The following is an 18,663-nucleotide window of genomic DNA, read 5'->3' as shown; positions in this document are numbered from 1 at the left end:
GCCGCTACAGCAGCGCGAGGATCCGGTTGCCGACCGCACTGGTCGACAGCGTGGCATTGCCGCGGGTGGCCAGGTGCTCGGCGACCGCCTTGTCCACCCGGGCAGCCGCCTCGTCCTCGCCCAGATGGGCCAGCAGCAGGGCCACACTCATCACCGCGGCGGTCGGATCGGCGATCCCCTGCCCGGCGATATCGGGCGCACTACCGTGCACCGGCTCGAACATCGACGGGTTGGTGCGCGTCGCGTCGATATTGCCGCTGGCGGCCAATCCGATCCCACCGCACACCGCAGCCGACAGGTCGGTGATGATATCGCCGAACAGGTTGTCGGTGACGATGACGTCGAACCGGCCGGGGTCGGTGACCATGTGAATGGTGGCCGCGTCGATGTGCTGATAGGCGACCTCGACGTCGGGGTACTCCGTGCCGACCTCGGCGACGACGCGCGACCACAGGCTGCCGGCGAAGGTCAGCACGTTGGTCTTGTGCACCAGCGTCAGGTGCTTACGCCGGGACTGGGCGCGCGCGAACGCATCCCGCACCACCCGCTCCACCCCGAACGCGGTGTTCACACTGACCTCGGTGGCCACCTCATGCGGGGTGCCGACGCGCAGCGCCCCGCCGTTGCCGGTGTAGGGCCCCTCCGTGCCTTCACGCACGACGACGAAGTCGATGCCGGTCACCCCCGACAGCGGGCTGGTGACACCCGGATACAGCCGACCGGGCCGCAGGTTGACGTGATGATCAAGGGCGAAGCGCAGTTTCAGCAGCAGCCCGCGCTCCAGCACGCCGCTGGGCACCGACGGATCGCCGATGGCACCGAGCAGGATGGCGTCATAACCGCGCAGTTCCTCGATGGTCTGCTCGCTCAACAGTTCACCGGTGGCGTGGTAGCGGCGGGCACCCAGGTCGTACTCGGTGCGATCGACGCCGGGCAGCACCGTGTCGAGCACCCGCAGCGCCTCGGTGATGACCTCGGGGCCGATGCCGTCGCCGGCGATGACGGCCAGTTTGTTCAGTGGAGTCGAAGTCACGACAGGTCAACCACTTCCAATGTGGTGGCGCCGACCGCAGCGGCGATCGCGGCGCGCACGTTTTCGGGGACGTCGGTGTCCAGGCGCAGCATGACGGTGGCGCTGTCACCACCGGCGTCCTGGCTCATCTGGGCGGCCAGGATGTTCACGTCGGCACCGCCGAGCAGGGTGCCGATCTTGCCGAGCGCGCCGGGCTGGTCGGTGTAGTTGACCACCAGGTTGTAGCCCTCGGCGCGCAGATCCAGGTTGCGGCCGTTGATCTGGACGATCTTCTGCACCAGCTGCGGCCCCGACAGCGTGCCGGCGACGTTCAGCGACCCGCCGTCGGCGTACACCGCACGCACGTCGACCACGCTGCGGTGGTTGGGGCTCTCACTGGCGGTGGTGAGTTCCGCGGTGACACCGCGATCCTTGGCCAGCGCCGGGGCGTTGACGAAGGTCACCTGCTCGTCGACCACGGCCGAGAACAGACCTCGCAACGCCGAGAGTTTGAGAATGCCAACATCTTCTGTGCCACCAGCTGCCAGCTCGCCGCGCACCTGGACGGTCAGCGACACCGGGGCGGCATCGGCCAGCGAGCCGACCAGCAGGCCGAGCTTGCGCACCAGATCCAGCCAGGGCGCCACCTCCTCGCCAACGGCTCCCCCGCCGACGTTGACGGCGTCGGGCACGAACTCACCGGCCAGCGCCAACTTCACGCTGGCGGCCACATCGGTGCCGGCGCGGTCCTGCGCCTCGGCGGTGGACGCACCCAGGTGCGGGGTGACGACGACCTGGGGCAACTCGAACAGCGGGCTGTCGGTGCACGGCTCGGTGGCGAACACGTCCAGGCCGGCGGCCCGCACGTGGCCGCTGGTGATCGCGTCGGCCAGCGCCTGCTCGTCGATCAGGCCGCCGCGGGCCGCGTTGACGATGATCACGCCGGGTTTGGTCTTGGCCAGGTTCTCCTTGCCGATCAGCCCGGCCGTCTCCTTGGTCTTGGGCAGGTGCACCGAGATGAAATCGGCGCGGCCCAGCAGCTCGTCGAGGCTCAGCAGCTCGATGCCCAGCTGGGCGGCGCGAGCCTGGGAGACGTAGGGGTCATAAGCGACGATGTGGGCGCCGAACGCCGCCAGCCGCGCCGCGACCAGCTGGCCGATCCGGCCGAGCCCGACCACACCGACGGTCTTGTCGAAGATCTCGGTGCCTGAGAACGACGACCGCTTCCACGTGTGCTCGCGGAGAGTGGCGTCGGCGGCCGGGATCTGTCGCGCCGCCGACAGCAGCAGCGCCAGCGCGTGCTCGGCGGCGCTGTGGATATTGGAGGTCGGCGCGTTGACGACGAGCACACCGCGGGCGGTGGCGGCGTCCACGTCGACGTTGTCCAGGCCCACGCCGGCGCGGGCGACGATCTTGAGCTTGGGCGCCGCGGCCAGCACCTCGGCGTCGACGGTGGTGGCCGAACGGACCAGCAGCGCGTCGGCGTCGGCGACCGCTTCCAGCAGCTTCGGGCGGTCCGGACCGTCCACCCAGCGGACCTCGACCTGGTCGCCGAGAGCGGCGACGGTCGATTCGGCGAGCTTGTCGGCGATCAGTACAACGGGAAGACTCACGCGGTCAGGATAGTGGGCGGCAATCTCGACGAAACACCGGGCGTTCCCCCAGGATGAGGTCATGGATGTCACCGTCGTCGGAAGCGGACCCAACGGACTGACCGCCGCCGTGATCCTGGCCCGCGCCGGACTGGCGGTGCGGGTCATCGAGGCCCAACCCACTCCTGGCGGCGGCGCGCGCACCCTGCCCGACCCCGAGTACCCCGACATCCGCCACGACATTTGCTCGGCCGTGCATCCGTTGGCGCTGGCATCACCGTTCTTCGCCGACTACGACCTGACCGCACGCGGGGTGCGGCTGGCCGTACCGGACATCTCCTATGCCAACCCACTGCCCGGGCGGCCCGCCGCCGTCGGGTATCGCGATATCGCCCGCACCTGCGCCGAACTCGACGACGGCAACTCCTGGCGGCGTCTGCTCGGACCGCTGGTCGAGGATGCCGACGCCGTGGTGCGGCTCATCCTCGGCGACAAGCGGTCGGTCCCACCGGTGTCGGCCGCGCTCAAGGTCGGCCCGCGCCTGCTGGTGCAGGGCAGCCCGCTGTGGGGCGCCCTGCGTGGCGATGACGCCAGGGCGTTATTCAGTGGTGTTGCGGCACATACCATTTCACAGATGCCGTCGCTGGTGTCCAGCGGCGCCGGCCTGATGCTGGCCACCCTCGGACACGCAGTGGGCTGGCCGATCCCGGTCGGCGGATCACAGGCCGTTGTCGACGTGCTGCTGGCCGACCTGCTCGACCACGGTGGCGAACTGGTGCTCGGCACCGAGGTGACAGCACCGCCGGCCGGGGTGGTGCTCTACGACACCGCGCCCACCGCCCTGCTGTCCATCTACGGTGCCGCGCTGCCGCCTGCGTACGCCCGCGCCCTGCGCCGTTACCGCTACGGCCCGGGGGTGGCCAAGGTCGATTTCGTGTTGGCCGATGAGATCCCCTGGACCGATCCCCGGTTGGCGCTCGCGCCGACGTTGCATCTGGGCGGTGATCGGGACGCGATGGCGCTGGCCGAGGCGGAGATCGCCGCCGGTCGGCACGCCGAATGGCCGATGGTGCTCGCCGCGCTGCCACATGTGGCCGACCCGAGCCGGGTGGACAGCGGCGGCCGGCGCCCGCTGTGGACGTATGCGCATGTGCCGCACGGCTCTTCGCGGGATATGGCCGAGACGGTGACCGCGATCTTCGAACGGTTCGCCCCCGGTTTCCGCGATATCGTCGTCGCGGCGCGCAGCGTGCCGGCATCGCGGTTGGCCGACCATAACGCCAATCTGGTCGGCGGTGATATCGGGGTGGGCGGCAACAACATGGTCAGCGCGCTGGCCGGCCCCACTCCGCGGCTGGATCCGTGGAGCACGCCGATCCCCAAGGCGTATCTGTGTTCGTCGGCCACCCCGCCTGGCGGCGGCGTGCACGGGATGGCCGGGTACTACGCCGCGCGCACCGTACTCAGAAGGGAATTCGGGATCCGGCGGCTGCCGGCCCTGGCCCCGTGAGTCCGACCGGCTTTGTGGGTATATCGGCCGGTATGAGTGATGACTTGCACAAGGGCGACAAGGTGTCGTGGCGCAGCCACGGGACCACGGTGCCCGGCACGGTACAGAAGAAGATCACCTCCGACACCGAGGCGGCCGGGCGTCAGGTCAGGGCCGACTCCGACGATCCGCAGTACCTGGTGCGCAGTGACAAGTCCGGTCGCGAGGCCGTGCACAAACCTGATGCGCTGAAGAAGCGGACGTCATGACGAAGCTGGACGACGCGCACGCCCGCCCGACCGGCGTCAGCGACGAGACCGTCGAAGCCGTCGGCAAGGTGTCCGAGGCCCTGGAGTACGTCGAGCGGGCACGAGGACACCTGTATTCGTTTCACCAGCTGATGGGCCATGCCGACCTGCTGCTCGGCGAGGCCGCCGACGCCCTGCGCGCCGCCGGGCACCCCGAGGTCGCCGAACGGCTGAGCACGGATATGGTCGGCCGCAACGTCATCCGCGGCCGCTGGACGTTCCAAGTGGTCGAGGAATTCGACGACGACTACTGGCAGCGGTTGCGCGACCACGAGAAGCGGGTCCGCGACGAGCTGATGGACGGCCGTCGACACGTGTTCGAGGCCGAGATGAAAGCAGCCCGTCGCACCACGGGCCGCGACGGGCACGAGGCCACCCCCTAGCGATTTGTGGAGTCTTACCCGTAATGGTTACGGGTAAGACTCCACAAATCGCGGGAAAAACTAGGCGGTTTCGGTGATCGGGCGGTCGACCCAGCTCATCAGGTCGCGCAGCTTCTTGCCGGTGACCTCGATCGGGTGCTCGGCGTTGGCCTTGCGCAGACCCTCGAGCTCCTTATTGCCGCCCTCGACGTTGGCGACCAGGCGCTTGACGAAGGTGCCGTCCTGGATGTCCTTGAGGATGGCGCGCATCCGCTCCTTGGTGCCGGCGTCGATGACCCGCGGGCCGGAGATGTAGCCGCCGAACTCCGCGGTGTCGGACACCGAGTAGTTCATCCGGGCGATGCCGCCCTCGTAGATCAGGTCGACGATGAGCTTGAGCTCGTGCAGCACCTCGAAGTAGGCCATCTCGGGGGCGTAACCGGCCTCGACCATGACCTCGAACCCGGTCTTGATGAGCTCCTCGGTGCCACCGCAGAGCACGGCCTGCTCACCGAACAGGTCGGTCTCGGTCTCTTCCTTGAAGGTGGTCTTGATGACGCCGGCACGCCCGCCGCCGATCGCCGACGCGTACGACAACGCCAGCGCCTGGCCCTCACCCTTGGGGTCCTGGTCGATCGCGATCAGGCACGGCACACCCTTGCCGTCGACGAACTGACGGCGCACCAGGTGGCCGGGGCCCTTCGGGGCAACCATGCCGACGGTGACGTTGGCCGGGGGCTTGATCAGGCCGAAGTGGATGTTCAGGCCGTGTCCGAAGAACAGCGCATTGCCGTCCTCCAGGTTGGGCTCGATGTCATTGCGGAAGATCTCGGCCTGCGCGGTGTCGGGCGCCAGCAGCATGATCACGTCGGCCCACTTGGCCACCTCGGCCGGGGTGCCGACCTCCAAACCCTGCTCCTCGACCTTGACGCGGGACTTCGAGCCCTCTTTCAGGCCCACCTTGACCTGCACACCCGAGTCACGCAGTGACAGCGAATGGGCATGGCCCTGGCTGCCGTAGCCGATCACCGCGACCTTGCGGCCCTGGATGATCGACAGATCCGCGTCGTCGTCGTAGAACAGTTCGATTGCCACTGACTTTTCCTTACCTTTGTCTCTTCGTTCGTTGTGAAGCTATTTGGCCGCGCCGATCGCGCGCGGACTCAAGTTACTTGGCCGCGCCGATCGCGCGCGGACCGCGCGCCAGCGACACAATGCCGGACTGCACGATCTCACGGATCCCGTACGGCTCCAGCACCCGCAAAAACGCCTCCAGTTTGGCAGGGGTGCCGGTGGCCTCGATCGTCAGGGACTCGGTGGACACGTCCACCACCTTGGCACGGAACAGGTTCACCGCCTCGATCACCTGGCTGCGGGTGGCCGCATCGGTGCGCACCTTGATCAGCGCGAGCTCACGGGAGACCGACTGCTCCTCGTCCTGCTCGACGATCTTGATGACGTTGATGAGCTTGTTGAGCTGCTTGGTCACCTGCTCCAGCGGGAAGTCCTCGACCTGGACCACGATGGTCATCCGGGACAGGTGCTTCTGCTCGGTGGCACCGACGGCCAGACTCTGGATGTTGAAGCCGCGCCGCGAGAACAGCGATGCGACCCGGGCCAGGACACCGGGTTTGTCCTCGACGAGGACGCTCAGGGTGTGGGTCGTTGCGCTCACGCGTGTCCCTCGTTTCCTTCGTCGTCGAACAGCGGCCGGATGCCCCGTGCGGCCTGGATCTCGTCGTTGCTGGTGCCGGCGGCAACCATCGGCCACACCTGCGCGTCGGCGCCGACGATGAAGTCGATGACCACCGGGCGATCGTTGATGGCCCGCGCCTGGTTGATCACGTCTTCGACGTCTTCTGCGCGCTCACAACGCAATCCGACACAACCCAGCGCCTCGGCCAGCTTCACGAAATCCGGGATGCGGTGGCTGTGCGTCGACAGATTGGTCTGGCTGTAGCGCTCCTCGTAGAACAGCGTCTGCCACTGCCGCACCATGCCGAGGTTGCCGTTGTTGATCAGCGCCACCTTGATCGGCGCCCCCTCGATGGCGCAGGTGGCCAATTCCTGATTGGTCATCTGGAAGCAGCCGTCACCGTCGATCGCCCACACCTCGGCCTCGGGCCTGGCGAACTTGGCGCCCATGGCCGCCGGGATGGCGAAGCCCATGGTGCCCAGACCACCGGAGTTCAGCCACGTCTTGGGGTTCTCGTACTTGACGAACTGGGCGGCCCACATCTGGTGCTGGCCCACGCCCGCGACGTAGAGCGCCTCGGGCCCGGCGATCTGGCCCAGCTTCTCGATGACGAACTCGGGGCTCAGGCTGCCGTCACTCTGCGGGCCGTAGCTCAGCGGGTAGGTCGCCTTGATGCTGGACAGGTACTCCCACCAGTTGTCCAGCTTCAGTGACGCGGCGGTGGTGCCCTCGCGGCGCAGCACCTCCAACAGGTCGCTGATGACGTTGCGGACGTCACCGACGATCGGCACGTCGGCGTGCCGGTTCTTGCCGATCTCGGCCGGGTCGATATCGGCGTGGATGACCTTGGCGTCGGGCGCGAACGATTCCAGCTTGCCGGTGACACGGTCGTCGAAGCGGGTGCCAAGGGCGATCAGCAGATCGCTCTTCTGCAGTGCGGCCACCGCAGAGACCGACCCGTGCATGCCCGGCATGCCCATGTGCTGCGGGTGGCTGTCCGGGAACGCGCCGCGCGCCATCAGGGTGGTGACCACCGGGATGCCCGTCAGTTCGGCCAGGTCCATCAGCTCGGCGGTCGCATCGCCCCGGATCACGCCGCCACCGACATAGAGCACCGGCTTGCGCGCTTCGGCGATCAGCTTGGCGGCCTCGCGGATCTGCCGGCTGTGCGGCTTGGTGTTCGGTTTGTAGCCGGGCAGGTCCATCACCGGCGGCCAGGAGAAGGTGCACTGGCCCTGCAGGATGTCCTTGGGGATGTCGACGAGCACCGCGCCGGGCCGGCCGGACTGGGCGATGTGGAACGCCTCGGCGATCACCCGCGGGATGTCGTCGCCGTCGCGCACCAAGAAGTTGTGCTTGGTGATCGGCATGGTCATGCCGGTGATGTCGGCTTCCTGAAAGGCGTCGGTGCCGATCAGGCCGCGCCCGACCTGCCCGGTGATGGCGACGACCGGGATGGAGTCCATCTGCGCATCGGCCAGCGGGGTGACCAGGTTGGTGGCACCCGGACCGGAGGTGGCCATCATCACACCGACTTTGCCGGTTGCATGGGCGTATCCACTGGCGGCGTGCCCGGCCCCTTGCTCGTGCCGGACCAGGACGTGGCGCAGCTTCTGCGAGTCGTAGAGCGGGTCGTAGACCGGCAGCACCGCCCCGCCGGGGATCCCGAAGATCACCTCGACGCCGATCTCCTCCAGGGAGCGAACAACCGACTGGGCGCCGGTAAGTTCAACGGGCGCAACATGTTTGGCCTGCGGCGCCGTCTTGGCGGGCGCCACATGGGTGTTCGCGCGCTGGGCGGATTCGGGGGGCCGCGTGGTGGGAGCGCTCACGGTGTCCTCTTCGTCTCGGGGGTGGGATTCATGAATGTTTGGCACTTGGGCAAGAAAAAACCCCCGTCAGCGGGAGCCGCTGTACGAGGGTTGGCGCGTCGATGCTGTGTGCTATGCCCGAGTAAGGGCTAGCGCGGCATCAACGCGCCAACCAAGTACTACGAGAATCTCGGGGGTCTGCATAACAACCGACGGTAGCCCGCGTACTGGTCAAAGGTCAAATTGCCCCAGCCGAACACCGACGGGCGGCGGTGGCCGGAGAACACGATGCGAAGATGGTGGACGTGAGTTCTGCGCGCGCGAAGACCGATGTCGTCATCCGCATCTCCCCGATGGCCCATTTCGGGGTGGTCTTTTTCACCCTGGGTCTGCTGGCCCTGATCTTCGCCTGGCCCAGCTATACCGCGGTGCTGCTGGTCCTACCGATCCTGTTGTCGGCGACCATCATTCGGTACCGCACGGTGGCCGAACGCGAGCACGTCACCGCCCGCACACTGCTGCACAGCCGCACGGTGGACTGGTCCCAGATCGACGGGTTGCGCTTCACCAAGAGTTCGTGGGCGCGGGCTCGGCTCACCGACGGCAGCGAACTGGTGCTGCCCGCGGTCACCTTCTCGACGTTGCCGTTGCTGACCGCAGCCAGCGGTGGTCGGGTGCCCAACCCGTACGAGTGACTAACCGATCGGATTGGCGCCGTTGAGCAGCACCCAGAACCCGACGCCGACCCCGACACCCAGCAACAGCGCCAGGAACGATCCGACGAACGGGCGACGGGCCCAGCCCCGACCCGCGTCCAGCCCGTAGCGTCCCGGGCCGGTCAGGATCAGCGCCGCGGCCACCAGCACCAGGGTGACCTGATGTTCGTGCCCGGACGGCACGACGAAGCTGACGAAACTGTGATCGGGGCTCGCGGCGATCGACGCCAGCAGGGCGTTGATCAAATAGGCGAGCGCCGCGGCCGCGGCCAGCGGGGTGAACAACCCGAGCACCAACAGCACGCCCGCACCGATCTGGGCGCCGGCCGCGACGTAGGTGATCAGACCGGCATGCTGGTAGCCCAGTTCGGTCAACGATCCCTGGAATCCGCCCAGGCCCGAGCCGCCCCACCAGCCGAAGGCCTTCTGCAGGCCATGCACCACCAGCAGCGCACCCAGCCCGGCGCGCAGCAGCAACAGGCCCAGGTCGGCCGTACCGCGTCGACCGGCCGCGCGGATGCGCTGATCGGCGTCCAGCGGTTCGATCTCGGTGGGAACCGCCGGGGCGACCGGCGCCGCCGCATAGGGGTTGGGTGCCGCATAGGGCAGCGGCTCCGGCTCGCCGAGCAGCTGATAGCTCGGCTGGTCGGGTTTGCCGGTCCCGCTGGTGTCGTACCGCGGGATCGCCGTCGTCTCGAAATCGCCCCCGTACGTCGACGAGGGCAGGTCGTCTTCTGGGTCGACCAGCCGCGCCGACGCCGGCCGTTGCCAATCGGTCACGTCATGAGGTTCAGCGGTCACGATTGCCAGGGTAAGTGCAAGACACGCCCAGACTCGGGATTGGCGCGGTACAAATGCCCACGTATCCACACCGATGCACACTCGTGACACAGCGCCGCGCCGGGCCGGGGGTGGGCACCTTCATGGCGCGCCCGACGAAACCATCCGTAGTCTGGCCTGCATGAGAGAGGGCGGGCCGACGCTGACGGCGCTTCGCAGCGCTGCGGTGCTGTGCGCGGTGATGGTGGCGGGCGCCGGTTGCGCCCGATTCGACGACGCCCAGTCGCAGCCGTTCACCACCGAACCGCAGATGGAGGCCCCGCCCTCGTCGTCACCGCCGCCGCCCCCGCCGCTGCCCGGCACGCCTTTCCCCAAGGCATGCCCGGCCCCCGGTGTCATGCAAGGCTGCCTGGAGAGCACCAGCGGCTTGATCATGCTCCCGGACAGCCAGTCCGCGCTGGTCGCCGAGCGCACGACGGGCGCGGTGAAGAACGTCTCGACCAAGGCCGAGCCGACCGTGAAGGTGGTCATCCCGGTCGACCCGTCCGGCGACGGCGGCCTGCTGGACATCGCGCTGTCCCCCACCTACTCGCAGGACCGGCTGATGTACGCCTACATCAGCACCCCCACCGACAATCGGGTGATCCGCATCGCCGACGATGACGTGCCCAAGCCGCTGCTGACCGGCATCCCGAAAGGTGCGACCGGCAATGCCGGGTCGCTGATCTTCACCAGCCCGACCACACTGGTGGTGCAGACCGGGGACGCGGGCAACCCTGCCCTGGCCAACGACCCGGCCTCGCTGGCGGGCAAGGTGCTGCGCATCGAGCAGCCGACCACCATCGACCAGGCCCCGCCGACCACCGCACTGTCCGGGATGGGCGCGGCGGGCTCGATGTGCATGGACCCGGCCGACGGTTCGCTCTACGTCACCGACCGGACCCCGACCGCCGACCGGCTGCAGAAGATCAGCAAGGACTCCAAGGTGTCCACCGTGTGGAGCTGGCCGGACAAGCCCGGGGTGGCCGGCTGCGCCGCGCTCGACGGTGCCGTGCTGGTCAACCTGGTGAACACCAAGCAGACGGTCGCGGTGCGGATGGCCCCGGACACCGGCGCGGTGACCGGCGAGCCCGAGGTGGTGCGCCAGGACCAGCACGGTCACGCCTGGGCGCTGGCCGTGTCCCCGGACGGAAACGTCTGGGGCGGCACCATCAACAAGACCTCCGGTGACGCCGAGAAGCTGGATGACGTGGTCTTCCCGCTGTTCCCGTCCGGTGGTGGCTTCCCGCGCAGCAACGCGGACAAGACCTAAGCGCAGGCGCAACTAGCTACAAGCACTGATCACCAGTTCGCGCACCCGCGCGGCGTCGGCCTGGCCCTTGGTGGCCTTCATCACCGCGCCGACGATGGCGCCGGCGGCCTGCACCTTGCCCCCGCGGATCTTCTCCGCGATATCGGGTTGCGCCGCGAGAGCTTCGTCGATGGCGGCCTGGATCAGCGAGTCATCGCGCACCACAACGAGTCCGCGGTCGTTCATCACCTGCTCGGGCTCGCCCTCGCCGGCCAGCACCCCCTCGACCACCTGGCGGGCCAGCTTGTTCGACAGCTTTCCGTCGTCGACCAGTTTGACCACCGCGGCCACCTGCCGGGGTGTGATGGGCAGCGCGTCCAGTTCCACGCCGCTCTCGTTGGCCTTCTGCACCAGGAAGTTGCCCCACCACGCGCGCGCCGCCTCGCTGGCGGCGCCCTCGGCGACGGTGGCCGCCACCAGGTCGATGGCGCCGTTGTTCACCAGGTCGCGCATCACCTCGTCGGAGATGCCCCACTCCAGCTGAATCCGCTTACGCGCCAACCACGGAAGCTCGGGGATGGTGGTGCGCAACCGCTCCACCAGCTCGGAGCTGGGGGCCACCGGCTCCAGGTCGGGCTCCGGGAAGTACCGGTAATCCTGCGCGGTCTCCTTGCTGCGCCCGGCCGTGGTGTAGCCGGCCTCGTGGAAGTGGCGGGTCTCCTGGGTGACGGTGCCGCCCGAGGTCAGCACCGCTGCCTGCCTGCGCATCTCGTAACGCACGGCCACCTCGACGCTTTTGAGCGAGTTGACGTTCTTCGTCTCGGTGCGGGTACCGAACTCGCTGGCGCCCTTGGGTTTCAGCGATACGTTCGAGTCGCAGCGCATCGACCCCTGATCCATCCGGACGTCGGAGACGGCCAGGGCGCGCAGCAGATCGCGCAGCGCGGTGACGTAGGCGCGTGCGATCTCGGGCGCCCGTTCGCCGGTGCCTTCGATGGGCTTGGTGACGATCTCGATCAGCGGCACGCCGGCCCGGTTGAAATCGGCCAGTGAGGTGGTGGCCCCCGCGATCCGGCCGGTGTCGCTGCCCAGGTGGGTCAGCTTGCCGGTGTCTTCCTCCATGTGCGCGCGCTCGATCTCGACACGGAAGGTGGTGCCGTCGTCCAGCGGGACGTCGAGGTAGCCGTTGACCGCAATCGGCTCGTCGTACTGGCTGATCTGGTAGTTCTTCGGCTGGTCCGGGTAGAAGTAGTTCTTCCTGGCAAACCGCCCCCACGGCGCGATGGAGCAGTTGAGCGCCAGCCCGATCCGGATCGCCGATTCGACGGCGGCCTCGTTGAGCACCGGCAGGGAGCCGGGCAGCCCCAGGCAGACCGGGCACACCTGGGTGTTGGGCTCGGCGCCGAACTCGTTGGCGCAGCCGCAGAACATCTTGGTGGCGGTCGACAGCTCGACGTGCACCTCCATACCCATGACGGGGTCGAAGGCGGCGATGACCTCGTCGTAGTCCAGGAGCTCGGCGGTATCGACAGACATGGCGTCGATCCTAGTGGGGGCCGGTCGGCCGAAAAACGCCCCGTCAGCCGAAGAACTCGGCGGCGTCGTCGTAGCGGGACTGCGGCACCAGCTTGAGCTGGCGCACCGCGTCGGCCAGCGGAACCGTACCGATGTCCTGACCGCGCAACGACACCATCATCCCGAACTCGCCGGCGTGTGCGGCGTCGGCGGCGTTCACCCCGAAGCGGGTGGCCAGCACCCGGTCATAGGCGGTGGGGGTGCCACCGCGCTGCACGTGGCCCAGGACCGTCACCCGCACGTCCTTCTTGATGCGCTTCTCCACCTCGAGCGCCAGCTGCTGGGCCACCCCGGTGAACTTCTCGTGGCCGAACTCGTCCAACCCGCCCTGACGCAGGGACATGGTGCCCTCCGCCGGCTTGGCACCCTCGGCGACGACGCAGATGAAATGCGAAGAGCCGTGCTGGAAACGCTTCTTGACCAGACGGCACACCTCCTCGACGTCGAACGGCTGCTCGGGGATCAACGTCATATGCGCGCCGCTGGCGATGCCCGCGTTCAGCGCGATCCAGCCGGCGTGCCGGCCCATCACCTCGACGAGCATGACCCGCTGATGCGATTCGGCGGTGCTGTGCAAGCGGTCGATGGCCTCGGTGGCCACCTGCAGCGCGGTGTCATGCCCGAAGGTCACGTCGGTGCAGTCGATGTCGTTGTCGATCGTCTTGGGCACCCCGACCACCGGGACGTTCTCCTCGGACAGCCAGTGCGCCGCGGTCAGCGTGCCCTCGCCACCGATCGGGATGAGCACGTCGATCCCGTTGTCCTCCAACGTCTGCTTGATCTGGTCCAGGCCGGCACGCAGAGCGTCGGGATTGACCCGCGCGGTGCCCAGCATGGTACCGCCCTTGGCCAGCAGCCGGTCGTTACGGTCGTCGTTGGCCAGCTGTATCCGGCGGTCCTCCAGCAGACCGCGCCACCCGTCCAGGAAGCCGACCACGGACGACCCGTAGCGCTGGTCACACGTCCGCACCACCGCCCTGATCACCGCATTCAGCCCGGGACAGTCACCACCACCAGTCAGCACGCCAATACGCATGATCTAGATCCTGCCAGTTCCGCCCCGTCGGGGCGCACCGGCGCGGGCCGTGGGCAGCCGGTTACAGTGCGGTCGGCAGCGCGCCGCGGGCGGCCTCGTACGCCGCCCCCACCCGGTACAACCGGTCGTCGGCCAGCGCGGGCGCCATGATCTGCAGGCCGACCGGCAGGCCGTCGTCGGCCGACAGTCCCGACGGCACCGACATGCCGCAGTGCCCGGCCAGGTTCAGCGGCAGGGTGCACAGGTCGAACAGGTACATGGCCAGCGGATCGTCGACCTTCTCCCCCAGCCGGAAAGCGGTGGACGGCGTTGCCGGGGTGGCCAGCACGTCGACGCTCTGGTAGGCGCGGTCCAAGTCACGCGCGATCAGCGTGCGCACCTTCTGCGCCTGGTTGTAGTACGCGTCGTAGTAGCCCGCCGACAGCGCGTACGTGCCGATCATGATGCGGCGCTTGACCTCCGGCCCGAATCCGGCGGCCCGGGTCAGCGCCATCACCTCTTCGGCGCTGCGCGTGCCGTCATCGCCCACCCGCAGCCCGTACCGCATGGCGTCGAAGCGGGCCAGGTTGCTCGACACCTCCGAGGGCAGGATCAAGTAGTAGGCCGCCAGCGCGTGGTCGAAGTTGGGGCAGTTCACCTCGACGACCTCGGCGCCCAGCGCGGTCAACTGGTCGACCGCGGCATTGAACGAGGCGAGCACGCCGGGCTGGTAGCCCTCCCCGCGCAGCTGCTTGACGACGCCGACGCGCACGCCGGTCAGGTCGCCGGTGGCACCGGCCTTGGCCGCGGCCACCACATCGGGCACCGGGGCATCGAGCGAGGTGGAGTCACGCGGGTCGTGCCCGGCGATCACCTGGTGCAGCAGCGCGGTGTCCAGCACGGTGCGCGCGCACGGGCCACCCTGGTCCAGCGACGACGCGCACGCGATCAGGCCGTAGCGGCTGACGGTGCCGTAGGTGGGTTTGACGCCGACCGTCGCGGTCAGCGCCGCCGGCTGCCGGATGGAGCCACCGGTGTCGGTGCCGATCGCCAGCGGGGCCTGGAACGCCGCGAGCGCCGCGGCGCTGCCGCCGCCGGAGCCGCCGGGCACCCGTTCGGTGTCCCACGGGTTGCGGGTGGGACCGTACGCCGAGTTCTCGGTGGACGACCCCATCGCGAACTCGTCCATGTTGGTCTTGCCCAGGATCGGGATGCCTGCGGCGCGCAGCTTCGCGGTGACCGTCGCGTCGTACGGCGAACGCCACCCTTCCAGGATCTTGGACCCCGCGGTGGTCGGCGCATCGGTGGTGGTGAAGACGTCCTTGAGGGCCAGCGGCACCCCGGCCAGCGGCGAGGGCAGCGCCTCCCCGGCGGCCACCTGGCGGTCGACCTCGGCCGCCGCGGCCAGCGCCTGCTCGGCCCCGACGTGCAGGAACGCGTGGTAGCGCTCGTCGGTGGCGGCGATCTGGTCCAGATGCGCCTGGGTCACCTCGGTCGAGGAGACCTCTTTCGCGGCGATGCGGGCGCCGAGGGTGGCAGCGTCCTGCCTGATGAGTTCGGTGGTCATTCGGGCTCTCCCAGGATGCGGGGCACCGCGAAGCGACCGTCCTCGGCGCGCGGCGCGGCGGCCAGGGCCTGGTCTTGGTCCAAGCTGGGCACCAGTTCGTCGGGGCGGGTGACGTTGACGCTCTTGAGCGGGTTGTCGGTGGCTTCGACGCCGGTGACGTCGACGGACTGGATCCGGCCGACATGCGCCAGGATGGCGTCGAGCTGGCCGGCGAAGCTGTCCAACTCGCCGTCGGTCAGGGCTAGACGGGCCAGCCGCGCCAGGTGGGCTACCTCGTCCCGGGAGATCTGTGACACGACAACGCAGCCTAGTCGCTGCCGCCGCGCTCCAGATTCGCCGCTCCCCGGCCGCTGTGACAAGGTGTTGGCCGTGCCGTCATATCTGCTGCGGGTCCAGCTGGAGGACCGACCGGGCAGCCTCGGCTCGCTGGCCGTCGCGCTCGGCTCGGTGGGCGCCGACATCCTGTCCCTCGACGTCGTCGAGCGCGGCGCCGGTTACGCGATCGACGACCTGGTGGTCGACCTGCCCGTGGGCTCCATGCCCGATGCGCTGATCACCGCGGCCGAACACATCCAAGGCGTGTACGTCGACAGCATCCGGCCGCACACCGGGCTGTTGGAAGCGCATCGCGAACTCGAGTTGGTCGACCACATCGCCGCCGCCGGCGACCGCGCCGACAAGCTGCGCGCGCTGGCCGACGAAGCCCCGAAAGTGCTTCGGGTGGGCTGGTGTTCGGTGCTGCGCCACACCGAGGCCCGGTTGCAGACCGTCGTCGGCAGCCCCGGCGCGCCCGAGACCCTGGCCGAATCCGCGCCCTGGCTGCCGATCGAGCACGCCGCGGTGCTGGACGGCACCGCGGAGTGGGTACCGCAGGTGTGGCGGGATATCGACACCACGCTGGCGGCCGCGCCGCTGGGCGACCAGCACACCGCGGTGCTGCTCGGCCGTCCCGGCGGACCGGCCTTCCGGCCGTCGGAGGTGGCCCGGCTGGGTTATCTCGCCGGCATCGTGGCCACCATCCTGCGCTGAGGCTCAGGCCCCGGCGGGTACCGGATAGCGGTCGTTGACGTCGGCGTTGCTGTCCTTACGAGCGCAGTGAGCGCAACAGAAGATCGCCTCGGGCGTCTCGATGCCGTGCCCCAGGATGCGGCAGCCGCAGTGTGCGCATTCCGGCGCCACCTTGGCCGCCGCGCATTCGATGCTGTCGAAGGTGGCGCTGTTGTCGTCACCCCAGCTGACCGTGAAGGCCTTGTCGTAGTCGTTGCCACAGGTAGCGCAGATCGCCATGCTCGGTCCCCTCTCGTCGTCGTCGAGGGGTAACCGGTGCGCGGCGGCGGCAAACTAGCCGGCGTCGGGACCGTTTTCCAGCAGCGCGCGGAAGCCGTCCTCGTCGAGGATCGGCACGCCCAGTTCGACGGCCTTGTCGTACTTGGAGCCCGGAGCGTCACCGGCGACCACGTATGCCGTCTTCTTCGACACCGAGCCGGCCGCCTTGCCGCCGCGGACCAGGATGGCCTCCTTGGCCTCGTCCCGCGAGAAACCGGTCAACGACCCGGTCACGACGATCGACAGCCCCTCCAGCGTCCGCTCGATACCGGCATCGCGTTCGTCGGCCATCCGCACGCCGGCGGCGCGCCATTTCTCCACGATGTCCAGGTGCCAGTCGACGGTGAACCATTCCTTGACCGCGGCGGCGATGGTGGGGCCGACACCTTCGACGGCGGCCAGCCGTTCCTCGGAGGCCGACACGATGGAGTCCAGGTCACCGAACTCGCCGGCCAGGGCGCGCGCAGCGGTCGGCCCGACATGGCGGATGGACAGCGCGACCAGCACCCGCCACAGCGGCTGGGATTTCGCCTTGCCGAGGTTGGCCAGCAACCGCTTGCCGTTGGCCGACAGTTCACCGGCCTTGGTGGTGAACAGGTCGGTGCGCAACAAGTCGTCGGCGGTGAGGGTGAACAGGTCGCCCTCGTCGGCGATCACCCCGGCCTGCAGCAGTGCGGTGGCCGCCTCGTAGCCCAGGCCCTCGATGTCGAAGGCGCCCCGGCCTGCGACGTGGAACACCCGCTCCCGCAGCTGCGCCGGGCAGCTGCGGGTGTTCGGGCAGCGGATGTCGGCGTCGCCCTCCTTGGCCGGTGCCAGCGGGGTGCCGCATTCGGGACATGTTGTGGGCATGACGAATTCGCGCTCGGTACCGTCACGCAGGTCGACCACCGGCGCCAGCACCTCGGGGATCACGTCACCGGCCTTGCGCAGCACCACGGTGTCACCGATCAGCACACCCTTGCGTTTCACCTCCGAGGCGTTGTGCAGGGTGGCCAGCCCCACCGTCGACCCGGCGACCTTCACCGGCTCCATATAGGCGAACGGCGTGACCCGGCCGGTACGGCCGACATTGACCCGGATGTCGAGCAGCTTGGTGGTGACCTCCTCGGGTGGGTACTTGTAGGCCACCGCCCAGCGCGGCGCCCGGGAGGTGGAGCCCAGCCGGCGTTGTAGCGCCACCTCGTCGACTTTGACCACCACCCCGTCGATTTCGTGTTCGACGTCGTGGCGGTGCTCACCCCAGTAGCCGATCCGCTCGGCCACCTCGGCGATGCCCTGCACGCGGGTGGTGTGGGTGGACACCGGCAGGCCCCACGCGCCCAGGGCGCGGTAGGCGTCGTGCAGTGACGGGAACGTCGCCCCCTCGACGTGACCGAGGCCGTGGCAGATCATCCGCAGCCGGCGTCGTGCGGTGACGGCCGGGTTCTTCTGCCGCAGCGACCCCGCCGCGCTGTTGCGCGGGTTGGCGAACGGCGCCTTCCCCTCGGCGACCAGGCCGGCGTTGAGGTCCTCGAAATCGGCGAGCCGGAAGAACACCTCGCCGCGCACCTCCAGGACGGCAGGCAGCGGGAATTCGTCAGAGGAGGTCAGGCGCTCGGGGATGTCGTCGATGGTGCGGGCGTTGAGGGTGACGTCCTCACCGGTGCGCCCGTCGCCGCGGGTGGCCGCGCGCACCAGCCTGCCGTCGCGGTAGACCAGCGCCAGCGCGACACCGTCGATCTTAAGTTCGCACAGGTACTCGGTGTTCTCGCCGGTTTCGGCGCTGATCCGGGCGGCCCAGGCCGACAGCTCGTCACTGTCGAAGACGTTGTCCAGGGACAACATCCGCTCCAGATGGTCGGCCGAGGCGAAGTCGGTGGCAAAGCCCGCGCCGCCGACCAGCTGTGTCGGCGAGTCGGGGGTGCGCAGCTCCGGGTGCGCCTCCTCCAACGCCTGCAGTTCACGCAACAGCGCGTCGAACTCGGCATCGGAGATGACGGGCGCGTCCTTGACGTAGTAGCGGAACTGGTGACCGCGCACTTCCTCGGCCAGTTCCTGCCAGCGGCCGCGCACCTCAGAGTCCGATGAGCTCACCCGTGTGAGGCTAGTCGAGGCCGCCGACAGCTCTCGCGGCGCTGGATAGA

At 68.9% G+C, this 18,663-nt stretch carries 18 protein-coding genes; 6 read left to right on the top strand and 12 right to left on the bottom strand.

Going from position 1 to position 18,663, the window contains the following annotated elements:
* Positions 1-4: 4 nt before the first annotated feature.
* Complete coding sequence (locus SBI67_RS21635; protein WP_318982520.1) at positions 5-1,033, bottom strand: 3-isopropylmalate dehydrogenase; 1,029 nt, start codon at positions 1,031-1,033, stop codon at positions 5-7.
* Entirely contained in the window at positions 1,030-2,625 is a 1,596-nt protein-coding gene (gene serA, locus SBI67_RS21630) for a phosphoglycerate dehydrogenase (protein WP_318982519.1), read from the bottom strand. Before serA ends, SBI67_RS21635 begins: the two co-directional genes overlap by 4 nt.
* A 61-nt stretch (positions 2,626-2,686) precedes the next feature.
* Here serA and SBI67_RS21625 point away from each other — a divergent pair, with 61 nt between their 5' ends.
* From SBI67_RS21625 to SBI67_RS21615, 3 genes are read left to right on the top strand one after another with little or no spacing between them, the layout of a single operon-like run.
* Positions 2,687-4,114: a phytoene desaturase family protein gene (locus tag SBI67_RS21625; protein ID WP_318982518.1), complete on the top strand. Its 1,428-nt coding sequence runs from the start codon at positions 2,687-2,689 to the stop codon at positions 4,112-4,114.
* Positions 4,115-4,146: 32 nt separating this feature from the next.
* Positions 4,147-4,362 carry a hypervirulence associated TUDOR domain-containing protein gene (locus SBI67_RS21620; RefSeq protein ID WP_266047072.1) on the top strand — a complete coding sequence of 72 codons (216 nt, stop codon included), beginning with the start codon at positions 4,147-4,149 and terminating at the stop codon, positions 4,360-4,362.
* The gene (locus tag SBI67_RS21615) at positions 4,359-4,784 is read left to right on the top strand and encodes a hypothetical protein (protein ID WP_318982517.1); all 426 of its coding nucleotides are present in this window, start codon (positions 4,359-4,361) and stop codon (positions 4,782-4,784) included. Before SBI67_RS21620 ends, SBI67_RS21615 begins: the two co-directional genes overlap by 4 nt.
* Positions 4,785-4,844: 60 nt before the next feature.
* Here SBI67_RS21615 and ilvC read toward each other — a convergent pair whose 3' ends face one another.
* The 3 genes from ilvC to SBI67_RS21600 form a co-directional block, all read right to left on the bottom strand.
* Positions 4,845-5,858, bottom strand: a complete 1,014-nt coding sequence (gene ilvC / locus SBI67_RS21610; protein WP_318982516.1) for a ketol-acid reductoisomerase — start codon at positions 5,856-5,858, stop codon at positions 4,845-4,847.
* A 73-nt stretch (positions 5,859-5,931) separates the two neighbouring features.
* Positions 5,932-6,438 (bottom strand): acetolactate synthase small subunit, encoded by a 507-nt coding sequence (gene ilvN, locus SBI67_RS21605; RefSeq protein ID WP_318982515.1) that lies wholly within the window; start codon positions 6,436-6,438, stop codon positions 5,932-5,934.
* Positions 6,435-8,291, bottom strand: coding sequence for an acetolactate synthase large subunit (locus tag SBI67_RS21600; RefSeq protein WP_318982514.1), 1,857 nt, complete (start codon positions 8,289-8,291; stop codon positions 6,435-6,437). Before SBI67_RS21600 ends, ilvN begins: the two co-directional genes overlap by 4 nt.
* Before the next feature lie 275 nt (positions 8,292-8,566).
* Between SBI67_RS21600 and SBI67_RS21595 the strand changes: the two genes are divergently transcribed.
* Complete coding sequence (locus SBI67_RS21595; protein WP_318982513.1) at positions 8,567-8,965, top strand: PH domain-containing protein; 399 nt, start codon at positions 8,567-8,569, stop codon at positions 8,963-8,965.
* Here the strand turns inward: SBI67_RS21595 and SBI67_RS21590 are convergent, their stop codons facing one another.
* Positions 8,966-9,787, bottom strand: a complete 822-nt coding sequence (locus tag SBI67_RS21590; protein WP_318982512.1) for a DoxX family protein — start codon at positions 9,785-9,787, stop codon at positions 8,966-8,968.
* Positions 9,788-9,947: 160 nt separating this feature from the next.
* Here SBI67_RS21590 and SBI67_RS21585 point away from each other — a divergent pair, with 160 nt between their 5' ends.
* Positions 9,948-11,078 (top strand): PQQ-dependent sugar dehydrogenase, encoded by a 1,131-nt coding sequence (locus tag SBI67_RS21585; RefSeq protein ID WP_318982511.1) that lies wholly within the window; start codon positions 9,948-9,950, stop codon positions 11,076-11,078.
* Positions 11,079-11,090: 12 nt separating this feature from the next.
* Here SBI67_RS21585 and gatB read toward each other — a convergent pair whose 3' ends face one another.
* The 4 genes from gatB to gatC all read right to left on the bottom strand — a co-directional run bounded on the left by gatB (position 11,091) and on the right by gatC (position 15,510).
* Positions 11,091-12,593 (bottom strand): Asp-tRNA(Asn)/Glu-tRNA(Gln) amidotransferase subunit GatB, encoded by a 1,503-nt coding sequence (gene gatB, locus SBI67_RS21580; protein ID WP_318982510.1) that lies wholly within the window; start codon positions 12,591-12,593, stop codon positions 11,091-11,093.
* A 43-nt stretch (positions 12,594-12,636) separates the two neighbouring features.
* Positions 12,637-13,668: an ATP-dependent 6-phosphofructokinase gene (locus tag SBI67_RS21575; RefSeq protein ID WP_266047064.1), complete on the bottom strand. Its 1,032-nt coding sequence runs from the start codon at positions 13,666-13,668 to the stop codon at positions 12,637-12,639.
* Positions 13,669-13,729: 61 nt separating this feature from the next.
* Positions 13,730-15,214: an Asp-tRNA(Asn)/Glu-tRNA(Gln) amidotransferase subunit GatA gene (gene gatA / locus SBI67_RS21570; RefSeq protein ID WP_318982509.1), complete on the bottom strand. Its 1,485-nt coding sequence runs from the start codon at positions 15,212-15,214 to the stop codon at positions 13,730-13,732.
* Positions 15,211-15,510, bottom strand: a complete 300-nt coding sequence (gene gatC, locus SBI67_RS21565; RefSeq protein ID WP_318982508.1) for an Asp-tRNA(Asn)/Glu-tRNA(Gln) amidotransferase subunit GatC — start codon at positions 15,508-15,510, stop codon at positions 15,211-15,213. Before gatC ends, gatA begins: the two co-directional genes overlap by 4 nt.
* 73 nt (positions 15,511-15,583) lie before the next feature.
* Here gatC and SBI67_RS21560 point away from each other — a divergent pair, with 73 nt between their 5' ends.
* Positions 15,584-16,243, top strand: a complete 660-nt coding sequence (locus SBI67_RS21560; protein WP_318982507.1) for an ACT domain-containing protein — start codon at positions 15,584-15,586, stop codon at positions 16,241-16,243.
* Between the two features lie 3 nt (positions 16,244-16,246).
* On the opposite strand, the gene SBI67_RS21555 is transcribed toward SBI67_RS21560, so the two are convergent.
* Together SBI67_RS21555 and ligA are read right to left on the bottom strand one after the other, a co-directional pair.
* Positions 16,247-16,501: a metallothionein gene (locus SBI67_RS21555; RefSeq protein WP_266047060.1), complete on the bottom strand. Its 255-nt coding sequence runs from the start codon at positions 16,499-16,501 to the stop codon at positions 16,247-16,249.
* A 54-nt stretch (positions 16,502-16,555) separates the two neighbouring features.
* The gene (gene ligA, locus SBI67_RS21550) at positions 16,556-18,613 is read right to left on the bottom strand and encodes an NAD-dependent DNA ligase LigA (protein WP_318982506.1); all 2,058 of its coding nucleotides are present in this window, start codon (positions 18,611-18,613) and stop codon (positions 16,556-16,558) included.
* Positions 18,614-18,663: the final 50 nt, after the last annotated feature.

This window comes from Mycolicibacterium chengduense, from assembly GCF_033741155.1.
Taxonomy (GTDB): Bacteria; Actinomycetota; Actinomycetes; order Mycobacteriales; family Mycobacteriaceae; genus Mycobacterium.
Note: the sequence above shows the minus strand (reverse complement) of the source record. Positions and strands in the feature narration are given on the sequence as shown.